Annotated in this window: 1 pseudogene; it reads left to right on the forward strand. The window is 43.5% G+C overall.

The features are described from left to right. Positions 1-248 (forward strand): annotated as a pseudogene (locus AAEZ18_RS19365) (RNA-guided endonuclease InsQ/TnpB family protein); the annotation flags it as partial.

Here is a 248-nt window from a genome sequence, read left to right on the forward strand (position 1 = left end):
CCCACGTTTTAAACCATTTCAACGCTTTAAAGGTTGGGGCTACAAGGCTCATGGTGATGGTTGGAAGCTCAACCTGAAAGAAAAAAAGCATGGTGCTGTTTATTTGGCTGATGTTGGTATCGTTAAGATCCGAGGTAAAGCTAGAAACACAGGAGGCAAGCCGAAAACTGCCGAAATCATCCGAAAGAATGGTGAGTGGTTCATTTCAGTTTCAATGGAGTATGACACCATTGAGAGAAACTGTGGCA

Source organism: Pseudoalteromonas sp. 19-MNA-CIBAN-0066, from assembly GCF_040308705.1.
In the GTDB taxonomy this organism is placed as follows: domain Bacteria; phylum Pseudomonadota; class Gammaproteobacteria; order Enterobacterales; family Alteromonadaceae; genus Pseudoalteromonas; species Pseudoalteromonas nigrifaciens.